This window comes from Desulfosporosinus sp. BICA1-9 (genome assembly GCF_000802135.1).
On the sequence record NZ_JUEE01000088.1, the window covers coordinates 29,523 to 47,789 of the forward strand.

19 protein-coding genes are annotated in these 18,267 nt (G+C 41.8%); 17 read left to right on the plus strand and 2 right to left on the minus strand.

What is annotated here, in order from left to right:
* Positions 1-4: 4 nt before the first annotated feature.
* From JL57_RS11615 to JL57_RS11620, 3 genes are all read left to right on the plus strand, one after another.
* Positions 5-1,270: a 5'-nucleotidase C-terminal domain-containing protein gene (locus JL57_RS11615; protein WP_291299984.1), complete on the plus strand. Its 1,266-nt coding sequence runs from the start codon at positions 5-7 to the stop codon at positions 1,268-1,270.
* Positions 1,271-1,350: 80 nt separating this feature from the next.
* A complete protein-coding gene (locus tag JL57_RS34225; protein ID WP_291299985.1) occupies positions 1,351-1,518 on the plus strand; it encodes a hypothetical protein in 168 nt (55 codons plus the stop codon).
* A gap of 353 nt (positions 1,519-1,871) precedes the next feature.
* Entirely contained in the window at positions 1,872-2,261 is a 390-nt protein-coding gene (locus tag JL57_RS11620) for a twin-arginine translocation signal domain-containing protein (RefSeq protein WP_034142210.1), read from the plus strand.
* Here JL57_RS11620 and JL57_RS36355 read toward each other — a convergent pair.
* A complete protein-coding gene (locus JL57_RS36355; RefSeq protein ID WP_366557013.1) occupies positions 2,185-2,469 on the minus strand; it encodes a hypothetical protein in 285 nt (94 codons plus the stop codon). The two genes, JL57_RS11620 and JL57_RS36355, sit on opposite strands and share 77 nt — an antisense overlap.
* Between JL57_RS36355 and JL57_RS36360 the strand changes: the two genes are divergently transcribed.
* The 11 genes from JL57_RS36360 (at position 2,468) to JL57_RS11675 (ending at position 12,479) form a co-directional block, all read left to right on the plus strand.
* The gene (locus tag JL57_RS36360) at positions 2,468-2,854 is read left to right on the plus strand and encodes a phosphate-starvation-inducible PsiE family protein (protein WP_034142211.1); all 387 of its coding nucleotides are present in this window, start codon (positions 2,468-2,470) and stop codon (positions 2,852-2,854) included. The two genes, JL57_RS36355 and JL57_RS36360, sit on opposite strands and share 2 nt — an antisense overlap.
* 156 nt (positions 2,855-3,010) lie before the next feature.
* Positions 3,011-3,229, plus strand: coding sequence for a hypothetical protein (locus JL57_RS11630; RefSeq protein WP_034142212.1), 219 nt, complete (start codon positions 3,011-3,013; stop codon positions 3,227-3,229).
* A gap of 264 nt (positions 3,230-3,493) precedes the next feature.
* Positions 3,494-4,180, plus strand: a complete 687-nt coding sequence (locus JL57_RS11635; protein WP_034142213.1) for a response regulator transcription factor — start codon at positions 3,494-3,496, stop codon at positions 4,178-4,180.
* A 142-nt stretch (positions 4,181-4,322) separates the two neighbouring features.
* The gene (locus JL57_RS11640) at positions 4,323-6,200 is read left to right on the plus strand and encodes a methyl-accepting chemotaxis protein (RefSeq protein ID WP_291299986.1); all 1,878 of its coding nucleotides are present in this window, start codon (positions 4,323-4,325) and stop codon (positions 6,198-6,200) included.
* A 267-nt stretch (positions 6,201-6,467) separates the two neighbouring features.
* The gene (gene pstS / locus JL57_RS11645; protein WP_034142214.1) at positions 6,468-7,592 is read left to right on the plus strand and encodes a phosphate ABC transporter substrate-binding protein PstS; all 1,125 of its coding nucleotides are present in this window, start codon (positions 6,468-6,470) and stop codon (positions 7,590-7,592) included.
* A gap of 95 nt (positions 7,593-7,687) precedes the next feature.
* Positions 7,688-8,635 (plus strand): phosphate ABC transporter permease subunit PstC, encoded by a 948-nt coding sequence (gene pstC, locus JL57_RS11650; protein WP_034142215.1) that lies wholly within the window; start codon positions 7,688-7,690, stop codon positions 8,633-8,635.
* The gene (pstA, locus tag JL57_RS11655; protein WP_291299987.1) at positions 8,632-9,468 is read left to right on the plus strand and encodes a phosphate ABC transporter permease PstA; all 837 of its coding nucleotides are present in this window, start codon (positions 8,632-8,634) and stop codon (positions 9,466-9,468) included. The genes pstC and pstA overlap by 4 nt, the downstream gene beginning before the upstream one ends.
* A gap of 16 nt (positions 9,469-9,484) precedes the next feature.
* The gene (pstB, locus tag JL57_RS11660; protein ID WP_034142217.1) at positions 9,485-10,237 is read left to right on the plus strand and encodes a phosphate ABC transporter ATP-binding protein PstB; all 753 of its coding nucleotides are present in this window, start codon (positions 9,485-9,487) and stop codon (positions 10,235-10,237) included.
* A 26-nt stretch (positions 10,238-10,263) separates the two neighbouring features.
* Positions 10,264-10,923, plus strand: coding sequence for a phosphate signaling complex protein PhoU (gene phoU, locus JL57_RS11665; RefSeq protein ID WP_034142218.1), 660 nt, complete (start codon positions 10,264-10,266; stop codon positions 10,921-10,923).
* 110 nt (positions 10,924-11,033) lie between these two features.
* Complete coding sequence (gene phoU / locus JL57_RS11670) at positions 11,034-11,693, plus strand: phosphate signaling complex protein PhoU (protein WP_034142219.1); 660 nt, start codon at positions 11,034-11,036, stop codon at positions 11,691-11,693.
* 192 nt (positions 11,694-11,885) lie between these two features.
* Positions 11,886-12,479 (plus strand): 4Fe-4S dicluster domain-containing protein, encoded by a 594-nt coding sequence (locus JL57_RS11675; RefSeq protein WP_291299988.1) that lies wholly within the window; start codon positions 11,886-11,888, stop codon positions 12,477-12,479.
* 48 nt (positions 12,480-12,527) lie between these two features.
* On the opposite strand, the gene JL57_RS11680 is transcribed toward JL57_RS11675, so the two are convergent.
* Complete coding sequence (locus tag JL57_RS11680; protein ID WP_034142221.1) at positions 12,528-13,247, minus strand: Crp/Fnr family transcriptional regulator; 720 nt, start codon at positions 13,245-13,247, stop codon at positions 12,528-12,530.
* Positions 13,248-14,162: 915 nt separating this feature from the next.
* On the opposite strand from JL57_RS11680, the gene JL57_RS11685 reads away from it, so the two are divergent.
* The 3 genes from JL57_RS11685 to JL57_RS11695 all read left to right on the plus strand — a co-directional run bounded on the left by JL57_RS11685 (position 14,163) and on the right by JL57_RS11695 (position 18,164).
* The gene (locus JL57_RS11685) at positions 14,163-14,936 is read left to right on the plus strand and encodes an electron transfer flavoprotein subunit beta/FixA family protein (RefSeq protein WP_034142222.1); all 774 of its coding nucleotides are present in this window, start codon (positions 14,163-14,165) and stop codon (positions 14,934-14,936) included.
* A gap of 14 nt (positions 14,937-14,950) precedes the next feature.
* Positions 14,951-15,940, plus strand: coding sequence for an electron transfer flavoprotein subunit alpha/FixB family protein (locus tag JL57_RS11690; protein WP_034142223.1), 990 nt, complete (start codon positions 14,951-14,953; stop codon positions 15,938-15,940).
* 175 nt (positions 15,941-16,115) lie between these two features.
* Positions 16,116-18,164, plus strand: a complete 2,049-nt coding sequence (locus JL57_RS11695) for a heterodisulfide reductase-related iron-sulfur binding cluster (RefSeq protein WP_034142224.1) — start codon at positions 16,116-16,118, stop codon at positions 18,162-18,164.
* The last annotated feature ends 103 nt before the right edge of the window (positions 18,165-18,267 follow it).

Consider the following 18,267-nt stretch of genomic DNA (forward strand, 5'->3'; position numbering starts at 1 on the left):
CAACGTGAAGAAAACTGATGGCAAGAGACTCTTGACACCTTATAGCATCAAAGAAGTTGATGGTTTCAAGATTGGCATCTTTGGTTTGGCTACCCCGGAGACTACCTATAAAACCCATCCTAAGAATGTGGAAGGCCTAACCTTTGTTGACCCTGTGGAAGAGGCCAAAGTGATGGTAGCTGAACTCAAAGGCAAGGTGGATGTCATCGTTGCTTTGGCTCATCTTGGGATGGATAAATCCAGTCAGGACACCAGTATTAAACTTGCCCAGGCCGTACCGGAGATTGATCTCATTGTAGACGGTCACAGCCACACCACATTGAAAGACGGCATGATGGTCGGTAATACCCTGATCGCCAGTGCCGGAGAATATGATAAAAACCTTGGCGCTATCCAACTAACTTTTGAAGGTAAAAAACTAATCGCTAAAAAAGCCGGACTGGTCACCAAAGAGGAGACTGAATGGATAGCAGATGATAAAGACGTTCTGAATCTCGTTAACGGGATTAAGACTGAACAGGGAAAAGTATTGTCTCAGGTTATTGGGAAAACCGCAGTTAAGTTAGATGGTGAGCGGGAACAGGTCCGCAAGGGTGAGACCAACCTAGGCAACCTCATAGCCGATGCCATGATAAGCGTATCCGGAGCTGATGCGGCCATTACCAATGGTGGAGGGATCCGTGCCAGCATTGAAGCAGGAGATATTACTAAGGGACAGATTATTACCGTATTACCTTTTGGCAATTATATCGTGACCAAGAAAGTGAAGGGTGCGGATATAAAGTCGGCCTTGGAGCTTGGGGTTAAGCCCTATCCTGAAGAGAACGGTGCCTTTCCCCATGTATCAGGCATGACTTATACCATTGATCCCTCCAAGCTGGCTGGAGAGAAAGTGACTTCCATTTTAATCAAAGGGCAGCCATTAGATATAAATCAAGACTATGTCTTGGCTACCAATGATTTCATGGCCGCCGGTGGAGATGGCTATACTATGTTAGCCGATGATGCTACTGCCAATGAGTATCCGGCTCTGGATGAAGCGGTGATCAGCTACATTCAGGCCAAGCAAGTGGTCGAACCAAAGGTGGAGGGCAGAATTGCCGCGAAACCGGCCACCTCCACTTCCATCTATATCGTCAAACCTGGAGATGTACTGTGGAGGATTGCCAAGCAATACGGTACGACCTGGGAGAAGCTTGTGGAAATCAATAAATTAAAGAATCCGCACTTGATTTTCCCGGGACAAGAGATTATCGTGCCGGCACAATAGTAGTACAGCACAGGTGTAGGCAAACCATTAGCTGCATCTATGAATAAAAATATAATTACTAAATAATGAAAGGAAAAAAGATGAATACAAACCAAAAGGCCGCAAGAGTTGCCGATATAACTTTACGCCAAGCTGCAATAATTGCAGGACTCGGCTTAATAATCATGACAATAGCTGCTATTTTTGCTGAATTTGCTCGCACCGGTCTTACAGTTTGGGGAAAATCCTTATACCAGATTTCAACTTAACCATTGCGATCTTTACTTTTATTGGGGAATTGGTGCTTATGTTCTGGCTTTTGATTAAGGGCGTAAAGGTTAAATTAGATTAGGAAAATGAATTTGCCGCCAAAGAAAAACTTGAAATCGTTCTTGCGATAGAGAAATCAACACAAAGGATTCCCGCCTGAATTAGCTGGAATCCCTTGTGTTATTTGAAGGTTATCTCCTGGAACAGCAACTTTCAACCACAGAGCTTATTCCTGAAATGTTTAATTTTATTGAACGTTCTTTAATTGGGGACATTCCTCCAACCCTAGAGTAACGCTCCCAAGAGGAGTTGTGTCCCCTAACATAAACTTAGGAAAACTGAGGAGGCAGAGATGAGGAATAAAGTATTAATCAATCGGCGTAATTTCTTAAAAGGTTCTGCCATAATCAGCAGCCTGGCGGTAGCGGGGGGCTTCTGGAGGGCTGCTGAAAACGGGGTGTTCAGTACCGGGAAAGGCCCTGCTTATACGGCCTGGGAAACAAGTTTTAATGGTTTAGAAGGATTAGTAAATGCAGCGATTTTAGCTGCTAATGCCCACAATGCCCAACCCTGGCTTTTCAAATTAGGAAACTCAACGATAGACCTTAAAGCAGATACTGGAAGAAATCTCGGCCCTGTTGACCCTTATTTAAGAGAGATGTATATCAGTTTAGGCTGTGCCCTGGAAAACTTAATCGTTGCAGCAAAGGCACGGCTATTTTCTTACTTCCTATATCCTTGAGTTCACTCATAACATAATCGATAATGTTTTTGATCTGCAATCCATTTCGTTCCAGTACCGCCTTTAACAGGGGCAGTCCGGCATTTGCCTTACCCGCAAAACAAATCAAGAATTTTAAATCCTTGGCTAGGTATGGACCGCCAAAGCCGGGGCCGGGGTTAAGGTAATGACTTAAGAAAACTGCCAGTTTACTTATTTGGACCGAAATGCTACTTCACCTTATCGTTTTTATGATGCTAGTGGTTGCTGCAATTCTTATAGTTGTTGATTCAATCAGTAACTTCCACCATACCAATTTCTCACTACTAACACTCATTAATAATGCCCTGCTGCTTCTGATCATCAAGGAAATTATTTGGACCGTTCTTCGTTTTTTTAAGCAGGAAAAGTTTAGTCTTAGCCCTTTCATATATATAGGGGTAATTTCGAGTGTCCGGGAAATATTATTTTTAGGTATTAAAAATTCCATCGAAAAAAACGTAGGGTTAAACCTTAGCCTTGAGATTCTAATTAACGCTGTTGTTGTCTTCCTATTAGTACTATCCTATTACCTTTTTAAAAAGGCACGGATTTTAGCTGGGCAAGATTCTTAAAAACTGCAACAGTTCCATTACTGGGGGAGGGTACACCCGGTTCAAAGATATTTTAGATATTCCGGTTACATTGGCAAAGAAAGAACTACTAATGTAAAATTTGTATGGGATGAAGTCAACTAAATAGACTATAATGGAGCCGGTTACACGAGCCTAATGGCCACAGAGGCCCGAAATCAAGCTCAACCCCTGCATCAGTTCAATGGTAACCGAACTAGCGAATGCGGCTCAAATGATCGCAGAAAGGGCTTTGTCGGTGGAACGCTTCAAGCTTTAGGGTCAGGTATGGTAGAGATAACCCTGCAGAGCAAACTGCAGGGTTATCTCTATATCAAGGGAATTTCGGCGACTATAGGTTTCTGGAATGCTCAGTGATTTCGCACAATTTAACAGGGTGTTTACACATCGATAATCTGATTTTAACTTTAATGTTGTAATATATATAATTCGATGAGGACTTTGAGTTGTTGAATTTGAAAGGAGATGGATGGCTATATATAGTATCATCAGTCAATAATATTTAACAATAACTTTACATGCCGTTCATTCAGACTTAACATACAACTATTATGATATAGGTAGTTGTTCTTTTAGAATCAAAATTCTTAAAGGAGGGCCTTTATTGGAGGGAGTTATGGTGTGGCCAAAATTTTACTCGTAGAGGACGAGGTTCAAATTCAAGAACTAGTCCAGGTTAACTTAGAAAAAGATGGGTTTACTGTAATAAACGCCTTGAATGGCGAACAAGGATTAGAACTTGCCAGGAGAGATAAACCAGACCTTATTATTCTTGATCTAACGCTACCCCTGATTGATGGATTTGATGTTATCAAAACACTGCGTGCACAGAAGGATACCCAAGCTATTCCAATCATAATTCTAAATGCCAGCGACGATGTAATGGATAAAATTATCGGACTTGAGCTTGGCGCCGACGACTACTTATCTAAGCCTTTTAGTCCTAGAGAATTATCCGCCAGGATAAAGGCTAGACTTAGAGAAGTTCAACGTAAAACTGATACCAAAGATAGCCCACTGAGGTGGGGAGGATTGGAGATCTCGAAAGAAAGCTATACTGTTACCCTAGCTGAAGAACCATTAAATTTAACTGTGAAGGAATTTGAATTACTAGTTCTCTTTGTAACAAATCCTTACCAGGTATTCAGTCGAGAATATCTAATTCAAAAGATCTGGGGTAACCTTTCCGGCACAGGTACCAGAGCACTTGATGTCCATATCAGTCATTTGCGCAATAAATTAAAATCTTTAGGACCAGTTCTCGACTCGGTACGTGGAGTCGGCTACACTTTTGTTCGCAGAGTATAAAGATGGGAAACTTAACTCAAATTTTAGGTTGACATATTTAATGAGAGCAAAATTAATTTTCTCATTAATACCAATCAAAAAATATAAAGTTTGTGGCGTATCAGTGCAACTTTAGATTCATGTAAACTGGAGGTAAATCAGTTTGTCACGTCTTCACAAAAAAATGTCCCAATTTAATTATTTGAACAAAGACAAGGTGATAGTCAACGGTTTAAAGCGAATACGAGACTTAAAATTACCCAAATTTGGACATTTAAATAAATCGAAGTTAATTGTAAACATTTTCAAGAGATTTCATAACTTAAAAATAGCTTTTAAGATTATATCTATAGTACTTTTTATTGCAACTTTTATGGGGGGAATCGGTTACACAGGCTATATTTTCTACCAAGAACAGAATTCTTCAATTAATGAGATGTACGCAAGTTCATTATTATCTGTTAACCTTCTTAACGAAAGCTACGCCGATATCAGATCAATAGAAGCATTATCCTTGGAGATGCTTTTGGCTCCAATTGAAGTAATTCGACAACAAACAATCTTAAATAAAATTCATAAACACGAGAATGCCTTTGATACATATCTTAACTCCTATGCCACCATTGCCCAAAATTCTTACGAAGCACCACGATTAGAAAAATTAAAAGAAGCCATTACTCAGTATAGGGCTGAAAGGCAGAAGGCCTTCGATATTGTTGATCAAGACATATTTGATCAGGCAACTAAATCAGATGCTTACTACTACTATTCAACTAATGCCTTAGTTTATATTGATCAAATACATATAGTACTGGACGATCTTATTGCTTATAACAACAAAGCAGCAACCAAAACCATTGACCAGAACAATCAAGATTTTCGGCAAGCCAGCAGAATTTTATTAATCCTCCCTTTCCTGGCAGTTATCATTGCCCTGACTATAGGAATAATCGTGGCGCGCCTCATTGCCAAGCCTCTGCAAGCCATGATAAAAAGTGTGCAGCAAGTGGCGAGCGGGAATCTCGCTATCGAAGTGCAAAAAAGTCATTCATCTAATGACGAAACAGGGCAACTGGCTGATGCCTTCAATATCATGACGACTAACTTGCGTCATCTTGTAAGCCAAGTATCCCAATCCAGTCGGTTAGTTACAAACTCTGCCGAAGATCTCCAATCTAACACAGCAGAGAACTCAAGTGCTGCAGAACAAATTGTAGCCGCAATGTCTGCAGCTGCCTCTGACACTGAAAAACAAGCGGTTACCATTAATGACGCATCCGTTGCCATCCAACAGGTATCTGCAAGTGCTCAGCAAATCGCAGCTACTAGTAGCCTTGTTGCCGATCTTACTGAGAAAACAGCAATAACAACCAAAAACGGTCAGAAAGCTATAGACAAAGTTGTTAACCAAATGTCCATTATAGGCGAGAGAACGGAGCAGATCCAGAAAACTATTACCAATCTTACTTTGAGTAATGAGCAAATTCGCGATATTATTAAATTTATTCGTGGTCTTGCTGCACAAACCAACTTATTGGCTCTTAATGCTGCAATTGAAGCCGCACGGGCAGGCGAACATGGGCGCAGTTTTACAGTTGTTGCCGCAGAAGTGCGGAAACTAGCTGAACAGTCTCATGAAGCCTCTCAGCAAATTAGTTCATTGATTCATAAGAACCAGGACAATATTAACTCCACCGTTTCAGCAATGAATGCTGCCGCGAATGATGTTCAGGAGGGAATTAATGTTGTTGAGATAGCAGGCCAAGCATTTTCAACAAACCTTGAACACATAGAACAGGTTTCAACACAAGTTAGGGAAATCTCCTCCTCAATTCAGCAAGTTGCCATAGGTAATCAACAGATCGTCGACTCTATCTATAGTATCAGCAGTTTTAGCCAGGTTACTGCAGAACGGGTACAGTCTGTGACAGACACCATTGCGGTACAAGCAACTACCCTAAGCCACATGGCAAGGGAAAGTCAAGACCTAACCGTAATCGCCCAAGAACTACTAACAGCTATACAAGAATTTAAATTATAATGAGGTCATACTTTATACCTATTATTGTGTAATTTTCATGCCACATAAGACAAGCAAAATCCAAAATTCCCTGCAAAACAAAGAAATAGTTACTATCGATTTCTTTGAATTTATAACTCATTCTTGACTGTAAAACACCTTTAATAAATAATGTCCTAAAGTTAAAAAAATTAACCTTAACTTAACACAAACATCTCTGAGACTTTACAAACGTATTATATAATCAAACTGTACTCGATGAATCAAAAATCAAGGAGGAATATCATTGTGTTTTTAACCAAAAGAAAAGTTTTCACAGGGATTATGGCTGGAGTACTAGCATTGGCTCTCGCCGGATGTGGGGCAAAAGCTCCAGCAGCAGACACCAGTAAAACTCCAAGTGAACAACCAAAAGCAGTAGTCAACGAGCCAAGTTCAAAATCAGTATCTTTAACTGGGGCCGGAAGTTCATTTGTAAATCCTCTTATGACACAAATGGTTGACAAGTATCACTCTAAATATTCCCAATTACAAGTTAATTATCAATCTGTGGGCAGCGGTGCAGGTATCAAACAAATTTCCGAACAAACCATTGATTTTGGAGCTACTGATGGTCCGATGACGGATGACCAACTGAGTAAAGCTAAGGGTGGAAAGATTTTGCAAATTCCTCTTTCTTTAGGTGCCGTGGCGGTTGTTTATAATTTGCCGAACGGACCACAAGAGTTGAAGATGAGTTCAGCAAATCTTGCGGATATTTTCTTGGGAAAAATAACCAAGTGGAATGATCCCAAAATTGCAGCAGATAACTCAGGTGTTACCCTTCCAGATAGTGCAATAACTGTCGCTCACCGTTCTGATGGCAGTGGTACATCCTTTATCTTTACAGATTATCTGAGTGAAGTCAGTGCGGATTGGAAATCAAAAGTTGGCAAAGGTACATCACTTAACTGGCCGGTTGGAGTGGGCGGCAAGGGTAATGAAGGTGTCGCTGGTGTTGTTAAACAGACCCCTGGATCGATTGGTTATGTAGAATTGGCTTATGCGCTGCAAAATAAAATTAGTTATGTTACTATGATGAACAAAGACGGAAAATGGGTACTACCCAGCGCGAAAGGGGCTAGCGCTGCAGCAGCTGCTGCTAAGATTCCAGATGATATGAGGGTTTCCATCGTCAATGCTCCAGGGGCGGATGCCTACCCGATCGCTGGATTTGTGTGGGGTTTAGTGTATCAGCAACAAACGGACAAAGATAAAGGGTTGGGTTTAGTTAATTTTATGGAATGGGCTATTCATGAGGGGCAAGATTTAGGCGAACCATTACATTATGCCAAGCTACCTGACAACCTCGTTACTCGGATTGAAGCAATGCTTAAATCCATAACTTTTGAAGGTCAGGCTCTGCTGAAATAGTGATTTAATTAAATAATATACAATTTTAGACACGTAGGTATGGCTCAGCGTATGCTGGGCTTTGCCACGTTATTTTGACAAAGGAGAAGAAAGGGATGGCAAGTAGAACAAAAATAGGTAATATCTCTCTCGGTGATCTAGTTTTACGCTATACTTCCTTTTTAATGGCAGGCTCATTGATCGGAATTATGGCTTGGATTGGAGTGACAATGTTCAGGTCCGCTGGGGAAAGTATTACCAAGTTCGGTCCAGGCTTTATTACAAATAGGGTATGGGACCCCGTCAGGGAAGAGTTCGGAGCACTTACATTTATTTATGGTACTCTGGTTACTTCACTCATTGCTCTAGTCATTGCTGGTCTGATCGGCGTAGGGGTAGCAATATTTCTAAATGAAATTGCCGCTCCCAAAATCAAAGTAACGGTATCTTTTCTGGTAGAATTACTGGCGGCTATTCCGAGCGTAGTTTACGGACTTTGGGGAATATTTATTCTCGCTCCTCTATTACGGAACCATATAGAGCCATGGCTGGGCAAATGGTTTGGCTTTTTACCCATATTTCAGGGGACCCCTTCTGGTCTGGATATGCTGGCCGGAGGTTTAATTTTGGCCATCATGATTTTGCCCACGGTAGCGGCAATTTCCCGTGAAGTTATAGCTACTGTCCCAATTGCCCAAAGGGAGGCCGCCTTAGCTTTAGGGGCCACAAAATGGGAGATGATCCGGATTGCGGTTTTGCCTTATGCCAAGTCAGGGATCTTGGGTGGAATAATGTTAGGCCTAGGCCGGGCCTTGGGAGAAACAATGGCTGTGACCATGGTCATCGGGAACCGACCGGATATCTTACCTTCTCTATTTTCCCCAGCTTATTCAATGGCCAGTGTGATTGCCAATGAGTTTACTGAGGCTACTTACGACCTTTATTTAAGCGCCTTAGTTGAAATTGGACTTATCTTGTTTGCAATCACCTTTTTGCTCAATGCTTTGGCTCGCTTGCTCGTATGGTCAGTAGCACGAGGCCCAAAAGGAGGTCATTTGCATTGATTAATTCGTGGCGTAAAAACTGGAATACAGGTATGATGGGAGTTTTTACATTATCTGCGATCCTTTCCCTGATACCTTTATTTGCAGTATTAGGATATGTAATCTACAATGGCCTTGGCTCACTGAACTGGGATTTCTTTGTGCATTTGCCTAAGGGGTTAGGAATGCCTGGCGGCGGGATGGCTAATGCAATCGTTGGCACCTTAATCCTAGTAGCTCTCGCAAGCCTGGTCGGGGTTCCAATAGGGTTTTTGGCTGCTATCTACTTGGTTGAGTATGACCGTTCAAGTTGGTTTAGTACACTTACTCGCTTTACCACTGATGTTTTAACGGGTGTCCCGTCAATTATTATTGGTATTGTAGTCTATACTGCTATTGTTGTCCCTATGAAGCATTTTTCCGCCTGGGCAGCCGGTATTGCCTTAGGAATTATTATGATTCCGGTTGTCGTCCGCGCTACGGAAGAAATGCTAAAACTTGTACCCCATACCGTTCGAGAAGCAGGTCTAGCCTTAGGTATTCCTAGATGGCGGATTATTATTTCGATTGTTGTGCCAACTTCTGCCAAAGGAATTATCACCGGAATCATGCTGGCCGTGGCCAGAGTGTCGGGCGAAACAGCACCCCTTTTGTTTACTGCTTTAGGAAACAGATATTGGGCTAAGTCATTGAATGAGCCCATAGCTTCCTTGCCGGTACAAATCTACAGTTACGCTGTTTCCCCCTATGAGGACTGGCACCGGCAGGCTTGGGCAGGTGCTTTGGTACTGGTATTTATTGTAGTTATATTAAACTTGGGGACCCGCTATATCTTTAAAGAGCGGCAAAAATAATTGGGAGGAACATTTCATGGGACAAAGTCTTAGTGTTAGAAACTTGGAAGCATGGTACGGTTCACAAAAAACTCTAACGGGAATAGATATGGAGATACCGTCTAATCATGTGACAGCTATTATTGGACCTTCGGGTTGCGGCAAGTCTACCTTTGTTCGCTGTCTGAATCGATTGCACGAAACCTTGCCTGGAGCAAAAATGAAAGGTGAGGTACTCCTTGACGGCTCGAATATATTTGCTCAAGATCAGGTGCAATTGCGTCGCAACATCGGTATGGTATTTCAGAAAGCTAACCCTTTTCCGTCAATGAGCATATTTGATAATGTTATTGCTGGCCTAAAGCTAAATGGGGTGCGTAACAAGGAAAAGCTACGCCAGATCGCAGAAAAAAGCCTCCGCATGGCAGCTCTCTGGGACGAAGTCAGTGAACGACTTGACAATTCAGGCATGAGTTTATCCGGCGGTCAGCAACAGCGTCTTTGCATTGCACGGGCTTTAGCCGTAGAGCCTTCTGTTTTGTTAATGGATGAACCTGCCTCAGCCTTAGACCCGATAGCCACATTGCACATTGAAGAGTTAATCTCAGAACTAAAAAATCAGTATACTATAGTAATAGTCACCCATAATATGCAACAAGCTGCCCGCATAGCAGATTCAACAGCATTTTTTCTCAACGGAGAATTGGTGGAGCACGGCCCTACTTCTGAGATGTTTACAAATCCAAGAGATAAACGTACGGAAGATTACATTTCTGGGCGTTTCGGATAAGAAATTAATGTCAGGGGGGAAAGCCGATGACCACGAGGCAAGCTTTTGATCAGGAGTTGGAAGAACTCAGCAGGAAAATCTTTAATATGGGGATGATGGTACAGGAAAGGGTTGGCTTGGCTATTGTTTCTCTGTCCATACAGGATATGGAACTGGCTAACGAGGTAATTACCGGGGATCTTAAGATCAATGACCTACAGGCGGAAATTGAAGAGAAAAGCATACTTTTGATTGCTAGGCAGCAGCCGATTGCCACTGATTTGCGTAAAATTGTGGCTGGATTTAAAATCGCTATGCACTTAGAACGGATTGGGGATCTAGCTGCGGATATTGCCAAGGTGACAATTCGAATTGGAAATGCTAAGCTTATAAAACCTCTGATCGATATTCCTCAAATGGGTAAGCTTGTTGGCGAAATGATCGTCAAAGGTCTTGATGCTTATGCGCAAGTAAATGCGGAAAAGGCTCAGGAGATGTCCTTAATTGATGAAGAAATTGATCATTTGTATGGGCAAATTTTTCGCGAACTACTTGTCTTTTTGAGGGAAGATTCCAGTATGATTGACCAAGCTACTTATTTGATTCTTGTCGGACGTTTTCTCGAACGTATGGGAGACTATTGTACCAACATAGGGGAAGAAATAGTCTATATAGCTACAGGAAAAAGAACCGATCTGAATTCGTGAATATAGAGATTGCAAAAGATTTACTAAAATAAGGGTGACCCTAAAGGATATATGATATTTTCAAACGAACTATATCAAAAGACATCTATAAAATGAGAGGAGGGCTGAACATGCCAACTCGCCAGAAATTCAGTAATGACTTGGAGGAACTGCGCTTAAATATCTTAGACCTAGGTAATATGGTAGACCAACAAATTAGTCTTGCTGTCGGTTCCTTAATAAATCAAGATATGGAATTAGCCAATACTATTGTAGTCAAGGATCTTGAAATCAACGACTTGCAGGCAATCATTGAAGAAAAATGCATCCTTCTTATTGCAACTCAACAGCCTTTAGCTGGTGATTTACGGAAGGTTGTAGCCGGTTTTAAAGTTTCTATCTACTTAGAAAGAATGGGTGATTTGTCGGTTGACCTTGCAAAGTTAACGATTAGGATAGGGGAAGAACCCTTGATTAAGCCCCTAGTTGACATTCCCCGTATGAGTGCTTTAGTACATGAAATGCTTGACCTAGGCCTTAAAGCATATGTTCAAGATGATTGTCAGAGTGCAGCACAGATGACTCTAATCGATGACGAAATTGACCTGATCTATTCTCAGGTATTTGGAGATTTACGAGCTATCATGATGGAAGATCCCAATAAGGTAACACAGGCAAATTATTTGTTATTTGCCAGTCGCTTTTTAGAGCGTTTAGGGGACTATTGTACAAATATCGGTGAAGAGATTGTGTACATTTGTACTGGTAAAAGAGTAGATCTAAACGAATAAGTCAATTAATAGCATTATCAAAACAAAAAGCAAATCACTATTAGGGCTATTTATAGTGATTTGCTTTTTGCTATGTTTGTACCATTGTTTTACAATGTGATCTAAGCCACATCTTGTGATAATAATTTTTGATAAACTACCCCCAGATGGTTAGGATAAAAAAGACTATATATTGCTGGGGGAATTATCGATATGCAACAGAAGGGATATCAGCTAGATCATTGCCGCCCGAATTGCCCTAAATTAGCTCGTGACTGGACCACGCTCTACCATGCACTTAGCAAGACGCTCAATGACCTGAACTTATTAGAAACCCTTGAAGATAAGTTTCGTCCAGTTCTTCATCATCATCTGCCAAAAATAAGTTTGGCTGGTTGCCCCAATGGGTGTTCACAGCCAAATATTAAAGACTTTGGGATTACTGGCTATGTAACTCCTGCAATTACAAAGGTTCCCTGTTCAGGGTGTAAAATTTGTATTGATACTTGCCTGGAAAAGGCCATAACTTGGCAATCAAACGGGATAACGATCGATAATACTCTTTGCCTTTCCTGTGGGAATTGTCAAAATGTCTGTCCTACAGGAACGCTAACTGCAGGAGAAAGTGGTTGGACATTGCGTCTTGGTGGACGAGTAGGGCGACATCCACAATTTGCCAAGCTGGCTGGGCAAGCCACTACTGATCAGGAAGTAGTGGACTGGATCACGGAAACGATGTTGAGCTATATTAATGAGGGTCGACCACAAGAAAGATTGACGCATTTCTTGAACGATAAGTTCAGCTAAACTTCTGCTGGAGTCAAAAGACCACTTGCAGAGTTTTTTTAAAAAATTTTAATCTAAAGAAGTTCGAGTACGGGAAGCACGTTCGTGAATCCAGGCACGTAAATTCTCAAGATTGGGAACGGTAATATTTTTTTTCTCAATTATGATAATTTTTAGGTCTTTTAATTCTCCTAAAATGCGACTAACTGACTCACGAGCTAGGCTGCACATTGCGGCAAGCTCTGTCGCGGAGAGGGGAATAGTAATTAAGGTTCCGCTTGGAGACGCTTTTCCGTGCACATGCGCTAAAGCAAAAAGCTTAGCCCCCAGGCGCAAACGCGCATCGCCCAGAGATAGATTCCGAATTTGTCGATAGGAACGACGCAAATCTAAAGCAAGTTCTCGGTAGAACACCCAGAGTACTGAAGGATTATTTTCTATGAAACGAGTTAAGGTCTGTCGATCGATTGCCAAAACGTCAGTCTCCTCGATGCAGAGCGCGGCGTGGGGATAGGGTTTTCCATCCAGGATAACTTCAGGAAAGAAAGTAGGGTTACTAAGGATGCGAATAATTTTTTCTGAAAACTCACCCATTAAGTACAAGCGAATTCTACCCGTAACCAGAAAAAAGATCGTATTTCCTTCATCTCCTGCAAAGTATAGATACTGTTTAGGCGCATAGTGACGAATCCGACCGTGGGCTAAGCAAAAACTTATAAGTTCGGATGGCATATTACCCGAAACGAGTTTATGTTCGATAAGTTCTCGAACTTGTTGTTCTTTGGACACGTGACCCCCCCGTTCATAGACTAATAAGTAATCGCTAAGTATTGCTTATTCGTGACAAGAGTATTATAACACGTGTTATACGGCAAGATTAAATTCAATCAGATCTAAGTAACCGATTTTTTCACAGAACCAAGCATAGGTATTTTAGATAAGGAAATGATAAGCTTAGTTTCGAAAATGATCTTGACACGAAAGGTGGTTATTTATGGGCGCTCATAAGAAGGTTTCACGACCAAAATCACCGGTTACTGTAAGAGATCCTCATTTCCAAGAATTTGACACGCATAAAGAACGAAATATTCAAAAACCACTTCCTCGTAAAAATCCTTAAGAAAAGAGTGTGCTCAAAAGCACACTCTTTTTCTACCCAGAATAGAATTTTTACATCTTACCATCCAGTATTTCTATGGTCAAATTCGAAGGTTAGTATGCTCGACTAGAATTTTTATCGAGACAGGGCACCTCTACGAAACAGTCCTTACATTCTTTGACAATGCATTACAGTTGCATTATATGATATATTAATTATTCTCATATTGACTTATTGCGACCTCAGTGCTAGTCTTAATAAGTGAGAAGAATAAGATTATTATAGTTTGTGCAAAAAGTTACGTTCAAAATAATAGGGTGAAAATGCTCTTACTTGCATATGTGAAACAAATCTTATTTCTTTTCTTTTTGACCAGTGATTCTGCTGGAAATTTTAACTTACTTGTGTCTGGCCAGAGTCTATAATATTTGTTCTGGAAAATAATTCCTTCTCACGTTGTATTGGGGGGTGTTATGGGAAAAAAATAGCATGGTTACAAGTATTTAATTAGGTCAGCTTATCGTTCTTAGGCACAGGCGAACTTTAACGGCTATTATTAGCCACATTCTTAAAGAGTAATATTGTTGCAGTAAGGGGGAAACAGTGTGAATATTGTCGTTTTCATCAAACAAACATTTGATACTGAGGCTAAAATCGTACTAGATGCTAACGGTAAAATCGATGCCAATGGGGTAAATTTGATTATTAACCCTTACGATGAATTTGCCATTGAAGAAGGAATTAGACTTAAAGAGAAGTTCGGTGGCGAAGTAACCGTAGTAACTATGGGGGGCGCGCGTGCCCAAGAAGCTATTCGCACCGCATTAGCGATGGGAATAGATAAAGGCGTTTTAGTTAGCGATCCTGCTTTAGATAATACTGATGAATGTGCTAAAGCAGAGATCCTTGCAAAAGCGATTGCCCAAATCCCATATGATGTCATCTTGGTGGGACGTATCGCCATCGATGATGGCGCTAGTCAAATTGCTGTTCGCTTAGCAGAAGCTTTAAAAATACCTTCAGTCAGCAGTGTCCTAAAACTTGAAGTTGCTGGAACTCAAGTGACTGCAACCCGCGAAATAGACGGTGGAACTGAGCTAATTGAAGTTTGCTTACCAGTCGTAATTACTGCTCAAAAAGGTCTAAATGAACCTCGTTATCCTTCCGTTGCAGGGATTATGAAAGCCAAGAAAAAACCTTTAAAAACTATGACCCTTGCTGACCTTGGAATTAACGCTGGAGATTTGTGTTTGAAAATGAATATTGATAAATACAGTTTACCTAGTGCTCGCCAAGGTGGACGAAAACTTGCCGGTGATGCTGCACAAGCTGCAAATGAATTAGCACGACTCTTGCGTGAAGAAGCTAAGGTTCTGTAAAGGGAGGAATTAACATGGCTAAAGGAATTTGGATTATAGTCGAACAACGCAACATGCAAATCCGTAAAGTTTCATTAGAATTACTCAGTCAAGGACGTAAAATTGCGGATGAAACAGGCGAAGCTTTAGTCGCCGTAATTCTCGGACAAGGTATTGATGGACTTGCTCAGACTGTTGCCGAATCTGGAGCTGACAAGGTTATCCTTGTTGATGATGCAAAGTTAGCAGAATATACTACGGGTGCTTATACCTCAGTTCTTAACAAACTGATTAGTAAGCATGAACCTCAGGCAGTCTTAATGGGTAACACTGCTGTTGGAAAGGATCTTGCTCCTCGTCTTGCTCAACGTTTAGGTGTTGGCTTAGCCTCAGATTGCACTGGTATGGAAACTGATGCAACGAACTTCTTGACCTTTAAACGCCCTATTTATGCAGGTAAAGCTTTCGCCCATCTTTCGTCAGCAGTGCGACCAATTCTCGCAACTATCCGCCCCAATACCTTCACTGCCACAGCACCTGAAGCTGGACGTCAGGCTGAAGTTGTTAAAGAAGCAGTAGAAATTGACGCTTCTGACTTAGTTGCCATTCTTAAGGAAGTTGCTATCGCAGCTTCTAAGCGTCCTGAGCTTACAGAGGCAAATGTTATTGTATCTGGTGGACGTGGAATGAAAGGCCCTGAGAATTATGGCATACTCGAAGATCTTGCCGATGTTGTTGGAGCTGCTGTCGGAGCATCACGCGCTGCAGTAGATTCCGGGTGGAAGGAACATAAGTTCCAAGTTGGACAAACAGGAAAAACTGTTGCTCCAACGCTCTATATTGCTTGTGGAATTTCCGGAGCAATACAACACTTGGCAGGCATGGGATCCTCAAAATTCATTGTAGCCGTTAACAAAGACCCGGAAGCTAACATTTTCAATGTGGCTGATTACGGTATTGTCGGTGACCTTTTTGAAGTTGTTCCCTTATTGACAGAAGAGTTTAAGAAACTGGTTAATGAGTGAACTCGTTCAACTAAAGTTGAACATCGAGTCTTCGGTGGGGGACTCTACCCCCACCGAAGCGGAGCCGGGGGTACCACTCCCACTTGTAGAAGTGGGAGTCTTACGATTGAATAAAAGAAATTCAGCGAAGCGCCTTTCTAAGGCGCTTCGTTAATAAAAGTAAGGAGAGGGAAGAATGGCAACACGTCAAGTGTATTGGAACATTGATGGCCACAGTTTGCTTTATTTGTTTTTCATCATTGCACTAATAATCTTTGGTTACGGTGTTTATAAACGTGTACAGCTCTGGAAATTAGGACAGCCTGAAAATCGTTGGAAAGATATTGGAGCAGGAATCAAAGACGTTCTAGTCTATACCTTTGCTCACAAGCGAATACTTAAAGATCCCTATCCAGGCTTAATGCATGCGACTATTTTCTTCGGCTTTTTATTTCTAGCCTTTGCTACCGCCATTATAACCCTCCAAGCAGACTTTGCCTTAATGATTTTTAACGGTTGGCTTTATCTTTTCATTAAAGTAACTGCTAACTTGTTTGGGCTCTTGGCTGTGATTGGAATCCTTATCGCAGCTTACCGTCGCTACATCGAGAGACCAGATCGCTTAGACAATAAAGCTGACGATGCTATTACCCTCGCGTTACTCTTCGCGATTTTAGTCACGGGTTTTGTCATTCAAGGTGCACGTATTGCTGTATTACCAGATCCTTGGGCAGGATATGCCTTTGTTGGACAGTGGATGGCCATTCCCCTCAAAGCAATGTTCAATGAAGCCCAACTCTTGTCCTTACACGTCTTTCTGTGGTGGTTCCACCTCGTCCTCGCCATGGCTTTCATAGCTTATTTCCCATACTCCAAGCTTTTCCACGTCTTGCTTGGACCGCTCAACCAGTTCTTCCGCAAACGTGGACCGATCGGTATTCCAGATCCTATTGATTTTGAAGATGAGAGTTTAGAAACCTTTGGAAAAAGTCAGTTACGAGAATTTTCTTGGAAAACGTTATTTAACACAGATGCTTGTTTGAGGTGCGGTCGGTGTCAAGATAACTGTCCTGCCTACTTGAGTGGAAAGCACTTAACTCCTAAAGGGATTATTCAGGATATGCGTGTTCTTATGGAGGAAACGGGAGAGGCTCTTTTACCTCTGAAAAAGGTAGCAGCAGCAGGTGCAGTAGAGGGGCAAGAAGCCGCTGCGGCTAGTGATGCGGATGAGTCCGAAGAGTGGACTGGCAGGGCTCTGATTGGCGAAGTGATTCCTGAAGATGACCTCTGGGCCTGTACGACCTGCCGCTCTTGCGAACAACAGTGTCCTGTTTTTGTGGAACATGTCGATAAGACCATCGATATGCGCCGTAACCTCGTTCTGATGGAAACACGCTTCCCATCAGAAGCTCAATTGGCATTCAAAAACATGGAGAATAACGGTAACCCTTGGGGTATTGGCTGGAGTACTCGTGCCGATTTCCTCACAGGTCTCGGTGTTAAAACCTATGAAGAAGACCCTGAAGTAGAATATTTATATTGGCCTGGTTGCTCCGGAGCATTTGATGCTCGCAACCAAAAAGTATCCGCTGCCCTTGTAAAATTACTTCAAGCTGCAGGTGTACGTTTTGCAATTCTAGGCAATGAAGAAAAATGTTGCGGTGACTCCGCTCGTAAACTAGGAAATGAGTATTTATTCTACTCCTTAGCTACCGAAAATATCGAAGTGATGAATGGATATGGGGTAAAGAAAATCATTACTCAATGCCCGCACTGCTACAATTTCCTGAAAAACGAATACCCTCAATTGGGTGGAAACTTCGAAGTCATTCACCATACTGTATTCCTCTTAGATCTCGTTAAATCAGGTAAGCTAAAGCTCTCCAATGGAGACAAAAAATCGGTCACCTACCATGATTCTTGTTATTTAGGCCGCTACAATGAGATTTACGAGCAACCTCGTGAATTGCTTAAAGCGGTTGGCTTAGAAATCAAGGAGATGAAACACACCGGAGAAAAGAGTTTCTGTTGCGGTGCTGGTGGCGGAAGAATGTGGCTTGAAGAACATGAAGGACAACGTATCAATGAGATGCGCACAGATGAAGCAATCGCTGTGAAAACTGATTATGTCGGTACTGCCTGTCCGTTCTGTCTCACCATGATCGTCGATGGAATTGCTGCTCGTGAAGCTGGGGAACAGCTCAAGGCCTTAGATATTGCTGAGATTTTAGAAAAATCACTGTGATATAATGCAAACGCTGTAAATGACTAGAGAAAGACCCACTGATCCTTGATCAGTGGGTCTTTCTTTTACGCCATGCTGGGCAGTCTTAGGTTCAAGGTCCGAA